Raw genomic sequence first — 6,142 nt, 5'->3', positions numbered from 1 at the left:
GGCCAGCCAGGCCATTTCCTTGTAGAACTGCTGGGTGGTGGACACGTCGGTGAACGGGGAGGTGGCTGGTGGAGTGAAGGCTGGGCTCCCGGCCATGCGGTACATGAACGCTGCCATCGCGTCGCGGTTCACCGGGGTCAGTGCGCGGTATGTCTTGGTGCCGTTGGGGCCGTCCCAGCCGGTGCTGATTCCACTTTCGGCCAGCCAGGCCATTTCCTTGTAGAACTGCTGGGTGGTGGACACGTCGGTGAACGGGGAGGTGGCTGGTGGAGTGAAGGCTGGGCTCCCGGCCATGCGGTACATGAACGCGGCCATCGCATCCCGGTTGACAGTGGTCAGGGGCCGGTAGGTTCTGGTGCCGTCCGATCCGCGCCAGCCGGTGCTGATGCCTTCGGCAGCCAGCCACGACATTTCAGCCTGGAACTGCATGGTCGCCGGGACATCCCTGAAGGGCCGCGGTACCGGTTGGGTTTGCGCCGACGTCGTAGTGGCCGTGGCGTACCCGGAACGGGTACCGGTGGTCTTGACGCTCAGGCGTGTGGCGATGTCGGCACCAGTCGGACGGTAGGCGGGGGCGGTTGCACCGCTGATCGCCGTCCCGTTGCGCAACCATTGGAAGGAAAGCGTGGTTCCCGGGCTCCACACGCCCGGCTGAGCCACCAGCGACGACCCCACGGCGGCTACCCCGCCCATCACCGGCCGGGTCAATTGGAGTACGCCGGGCACCACCGCCGCCGTTGCCGCTGAGGTGCGCTCAGTTGATGGGACCGACGTGCCGGAACCGGTGACGCGAACCTTCAGGGTTCGGTTCAGATCGGCAGCGACCGGTGTGTAGCTGAGTGCGGTGGCACCTGCGATCGGCGAACCGTTCCGCAACCACTGGTACGTCAGCTGCAGGGGCGCTGGTTGCCACCCGCCGGGTGTTGCGGTGAGGGTCTTGCCCACCTGGGGGGTGCCCTGGATCGTCGGGACCCGGGCGACGACGCCGTCGGCCGGGCTGGTCACCGCGGCGGTCTGTGGGGAGGTTCGGGTGGCGGTCTTGTAGCCCGGTTTGGTTCCGGTGACCCGCACACTGAGCTTCGCGCCGGTATCGCCGACAGCGATGGTGTATTTCGCCAGTGTTGCGCCGGGGATCGGGGTTCCAGCGCGCAGCCACTGGTAGGCCACGGAAACGGGCGGCGGTCCCCAGACCCCGGCGGAAGCGCTGAGAACGCCGCCGACCCGCGGCTCTCCCGTCACCGTCGGAATGGGGCTGGCAAGATCAGGCATGACCGGGGAAACTGACGTCACCGCTGCCGTGGCGTCCACCAATCCTGCGCCGCACCCGCCGGTGTAGCATGACCCCGGCAAAGGGCGTGCTGTCGCTTTGAGCTGCGCCTCAATCTGGACCGCAGTGAGCGACGGATTGGCTGCCAGCATGAGCGCGGCGGCGCCCGCCACATGCGGTGTCGCCATGGACGTTCCCTGCTTGTAGCCGTACCCTTCAGCTGTCGGGCCGTAGACGCCGTCGTTCTCTGTGGAGAGAATGGCGCTGGCAAGGCCTGTGGACGCATCGCCACCCGGAGCGCTCACATCGACCTCCGGACCGTAGTTCGAATAGTTGGCCTGGTTGCCTTCACGGCCGGTGGCCCCCACCACAATCACGTTGTCGCAATTCGCTGGCGACGTGGCTCGAACGGGTGAACGATCATTGCCGGCAGCCGCCACCACAGCGACGTCCTGGCTAGCCGCATAGTTAATGGCTGCCTGAAACGATGTGCCACAGGCGCCCGCGCCGCCGAGACTCAGGTTGATCACCTTCGCCGGCGTCGGGTTCACCGGAACGCCGGATACTGCGCCGCCCGCCGCCCACAGAGTGGCCGCGGCGACGTCGCTGGTGTAGCCGCCGCAGCTCCCCAGTGCGCGAATGGCCTGGATCTTCGCGTCGAACGCAACCCCGGCAATGCCTTGGGCATTGTTGGCCACGGCGCCAATCGTCCCGGCCACGTGGGTGCCGTGCCAGGTGGAGGGCTCCGATTCACACCGGTCGCCTTCGTCGGCCGGATTCGGATCACGGCCGTCGCTGTCGCCGGCGATGGCCGGACTGGAAATGAAGTCATAGCCCGCGACCAGGTTTCCTGCCAGGTCGCTATGCGCGGTGATCCCGCTGTCAATCACGGCGACGGTGACCCCCTCGCCAGTGGAACGTGGCCAGGCCGTATCAACCCGCATCCCGCCCCGGTCCTCGAACAGGTTCCACTGTGATGCGTACAGCGAGTCGTCCGGTGTGACCGCCGTCGGCCGCAGGAAAACATCAACCTCGGCGTACTCGACGTCGTCCCGTGATTCGAGGACAGCGACGACGTCGTCGGCCTGGGCCTCGGTCAGCTCGCTGGTCGCTTCGACCACGGTGGCGCCGTCGACGGTTGCTCCGATCTCCTTGACCGGAATTCCCAGGCTGCTCTCGGTGTCCTCATAGGCATTGCTACGTTCCAAGGTGCTGGCGCGGGACCGGTCGGCGAACTTCACGATGAAACGGTCGGCGGGCTCGACGGCGAGCGCAGACTCGGGGGCCGGAGCCTCCTGCACCGCGTCCAGTCCGGGGAGTTGCGGCCCGGCGGTGGCAGGCAGGGCAGTCATGGAACTGATCAGTAGTGTTGCAATCGAGGCTGAAGCAATTGTTCCAAGATACCGGCGCCTGAATGTCATTGAACGTGTCCTTGAAACCAGGTCAGGTTGCCCCGGCAACTATGCCACGGGCCAATCCGACGGTGATAGACGCGGCTGCGCCGGCGGTGCGTGGATAGACTGTGGCATCCCCCAACCGGAATCATACAGCCCATCCCTGCAGCCCTTACTCCCAACGTTCCACGGTGGTCGCGCGAGGAATCAGCACCGGTTTGAGGAGCACCGACACGGCATCCTCACCGTTGATCCGCCGCTGCAGGGCTTCGAAACTGAGCCGGCCCATGTCGGTGAGCGCCGAGCGGACGGAGGTCAAGGGAACCGGCAGGTTGGCCGCGAGATCGACGTCGTTGTAACCGACCACCGCAATGTCCTCCCGGAGCCGTTTACCCGCAGCGCGGATGGCACCCATAGCGCCGACGGCGGTCAGGTCGTCAACAGCGAAGATCGCCGATGGCGGGTTGGGGAGCCGCATCAGCTGGTCGCCGGCTATCCGCCCTGCCCGCGCGCCGAATCCGGAATTCACCACATAGTGGTCCTCAACCGGGTAACCGGCGGCATCAAAGGTGGTCCGGAAGCCCTGACTTCGCTGCAATCCCGTGCTGGCCAGAAGATCACCGGCGATCACCCCCACGCGTGTGTGCCCGAGGGACAGCAGATGCTCGGCCGCAAGGCGTCCGCCCAGGTGGTCATCCGTGGTCACCGACAGGTGGCCCTCGAGTTTGCGCATCACCAAGACGTAGGGGACGCCGCGCTGCCGCAGCTCGAAAGCCGCAGTGTCGCCGATATGGGAGTCGCCGATGATGACGCCGTCCAGTCGACGGGAGAGCAACGCGTCGAGCCGGGCCCGGCGGCGCAGCGGATCATCCAGGGTGTTCGACACCACGGTGGTGTAACCAGCAGTGCCGGCCGCGGCGTCGATGCTCTCGTAGATGGTTGCCAAGACCAAATCGGTTAGCCGGGGGACAAGAACCCCAATGAGTCGGGAGCTTCCGGTACGGAGACCTGCTGCCCCCACGTCCCGGTGATACCCGAGCATCACCGCGAGTTCGCGAATCCGTCGTACCGTGTCGGTACCCACCCCCGCGGGATCCTCGCTGAGGGCTCGCGAAACGGTGGACACGTGAACTTGGGCGTGCCGGGCCACCGTGGCCAGGGTAACTGGCTTTTGGCGTTCCCAGCCCGTGTGGTCAGCCATAACGGCACTCCTTCCGAACCTTTAGCGCAGTCTAAGACCAGACACCGCCCGTCGCGCAATGGTTTGCAGCAGCCCCCGGTCGCCAGGAGCTTAATTTAGCCGAAACCTTGACGAAATGGGTCAAGAGTAGTGTGATGAAGACCATATTCGATCGAAGCGCCATACATTCAGCACCGCTACGCAAACGATTGCACAACATCCTAGGTACATCCGATGAAAGGGCACAGTGCTCACCACGAGTCCCACCGCCGAAACGACCGAACGGCTGGAAACTGGCATCAGCGAAATAGCCGACTATCGCGACCGCTCTCGCCCGGGCTGGACCCGGGACGTTTTCAGCGGGGCCTACCGCGAATCCCGGCACTGGATCGTTGAACGGATGAGCGGCACCGGGCTTGAGGTCCACACCGATGGCGCAGGCAACATCATCGGGCGGCTTCCCGGGACCAACCCCAACGCACCCGCTTTGGTCACCGGCTCCCACACCGACACTGTCGACGGCGGCGGCCGCTTCGACGGAATCGTCGGCGTGCTCGGCGCCATTGATGCCGTGCAGCAGCTGCGTGAGAGCGATACCGCCCTGACCCGCGACCTGCTGGTGGTTGACTTCTTCGGGGAGGAATCGAACCCTTACGGTCTGAGTTGCCTCGGCAGTCGCGCTGCGGCCGGCCAGCTCAGCACCGAGGATCTGGATCGCACCGACTACCGCGGGGTGACCCTCGGGCGGAGCTATTCGGACTTCGGCCTTGACCCGGCGTCGACCCTCTCCGCCCACTGGGCCCGCGCCACGAAGTTGCATTCCTTTCTCGAACTGCACATCGAACAGGGACCAACCCTCGAACAGCGAGGATTGCCGCTCGGCATTGTTACGGGCATCGCGGGCATTCAACGGCTCCTCGCGGTCTTCACCGGCTCACCCGACCACGCTGGTACCCGCCCCATGTCGGACCGTGCTGACGCGATGGTGGCGGCGGCCGAGGCGGTTCTCGCCGTCCGTCGGGAAGGGTGTGGCGCCCCCACCCACGGGGTCGCGACCACCACGCGCCTCGAATCCGATTCACGATCCCCCAACGTAGTGCCCTCGCTGGTCAGGATGACCAGCGAGGTCCGCAGCGTCGACGCCGAGTGGCTCTCCGGCGTGAAGGGCCGCTTGGCCCAGGAGATCTTGGGCCAGGCCCACCAGCACGGCGTCGACGTCGATTTCACCTGGTCGACCGACAACGATGTAGTGCAGACCCACGCCGGCGTCCACGACACCGCCGCCCGGGTTGCCGACACCCTTGGCATCCCGTGGATGCCGGTGCCCAGCGGGGCAACCCACGACGCCGTCCACATGGCTACACTCGCCCCGATGGGAATGATCTTCATCCCCTCCGCCGCAGGGAAAAGTCACTGTCCCGAGGAATGGACAGACTTCACCGCTGTCGCCACCGGCGTCGCGGCACTCGCCCATACCCTGATCGCCCTCGACCAGGCAGACCTGACCCGTCACTCAGTCCCACTGGAGCAGCCATGAAAACCGCAGTCATCCCCGGAGGATCCACCGACATTCTCGCCATTGCCAACATCCCGATTCTCTGGATCCTGGCCATTGGCGTGTTCGGTGCGATCATCCTTCAGTCAGTGATCTATATGCGGGCTGCGCAAAAGGCCGGTCCATCGGCAGGCATCTCCCAGGCAGAGTTGAAGACCTCCTTCCGCGCCGGTGCGGTAGCGGCCATCGGCCCGTCACTCGCCGTGGTCCTGGTCAGCGTTGCCTTGCTCACGCTTTTCGGCACGCCCGCGGTGCTGGTCCGGATCGGTCTGGTGGGATCGGCGGCTACCGAATCGGCCTCGGCGTCTCTCGCCGCCGCCACCATGGGCGCAACCCTCGGTGGGCCCGACTACACCCAGGCAGTGTTCGTCGTCGCCTTCATGGCGATGAGCATGTCGGGTGCCATGTGGATGATCGCCACCCTGGTGCTCACCCCCTTATTGAAGCGGGGCGACTCCAAGCTCCGCCATGTCAACCCGGCACTGATGGCGATCGTTCCAGCGGCCGCCCTGATCGGCGCATTCGCCAGTCTCGGGATCGCGGAACTTGGAAAAACCCCGGTTCACATCATCACTGTAATCGTCTCAGCGGTGGTGATGGGCGTGTGTCTCTTCCTCGCCAAATCCCTTTCCGCCGCCTGGCTTCGTGAGTGGGGCCTGGGAATAGCCATCCTGGTGGGCCTCGCCGTCGCCTACTTCGCCCACACCGCCGGCCTCGCTCCCGCAGCGGCCTGAGTAGCACCCCAC

Annotated in this window: 4 protein-coding genes; 2 read left to right on the top strand and 2 right to left on the bottom strand. The window is 65.7% G+C overall.

Annotated features, from left to right (window positions below; translation table 11 throughout):
* Both ACX80G_RS15790 and ACX80G_RS15785 read right to left on the bottom strand, forming a co-directional pair.
* Positions 1–2,688 (bottom strand): S8 family serine peptidase (locus ACX80G_RS15790; protein ID WP_459308854.1); only part of this gene is annotated, 2,688 nt, incomplete at its 3' end.
* Positions 2,689–2,833: 145 nt separating this feature from the next.
* The gene (locus tag ACX80G_RS15785; RefSeq protein WP_459308853.1) at positions 2,834–3,862 is read right to left on the bottom strand and encodes a LacI family DNA-binding transcriptional regulator; all 1,029 of its coding nucleotides are present in this window, start codon (positions 3,860–3,862) and stop codon (positions 2,834–2,836) included.
* Between the two features lie 226 nt (positions 3,863–4,088).
* Here ACX80G_RS15785 and ACX80G_RS15780 point away from each other — a divergent pair, with 226 nt between their 5' ends.
* Together ACX80G_RS15780 and ACX80G_RS15775 are read left to right on the top strand one after the other, a co-directional pair.
* Positions 4,089–5,378 (top strand): M20 family metallo-hydrolase, encoded by a 1,290-nt coding sequence (locus ACX80G_RS15780; RefSeq protein WP_459308852.1) that lies wholly within the window; start codon positions 4,089–4,091, stop codon positions 5,376–5,378.
* Entirely contained in the window at positions 5,375–6,130 is a 756-nt protein-coding gene (locus ACX80G_RS15775; protein ID WP_459308850.1) for a DUF5058 family protein, read from the top strand. The genes ACX80G_RS15780 and ACX80G_RS15775 overlap by 4 nt, the downstream gene beginning before the upstream one ends.
* The last annotated feature ends 12 nt before the right edge of the window (positions 6,131–6,142 follow it).

It is taken from the genome of Arthrobacter glycogeni (assembly GCF_054510815.1).
The sequence above is the reverse complement of the archived record's forward strand: the minus strand, read 5'-3'. Positions and strand labels throughout refer to the sequence as shown.

Excerpts from the sequence above, each read along its gene's own strand:
- ACX80G_RS15785 (WP_459308853.1), bottom strand. The coding sequence starts at position 3,862 with ATGGCTGACCACACGGGCTGGGAACGCCAAAAGCCAGTTACCCTGGCC.
- ACX80G_RS15775 (WP_459308850.1), top strand. The coding sequence starts at position 5,375 with ATGAAAACCGCAGTCATCCCCGGAGGATCCACCGACATTCTCGCCATT.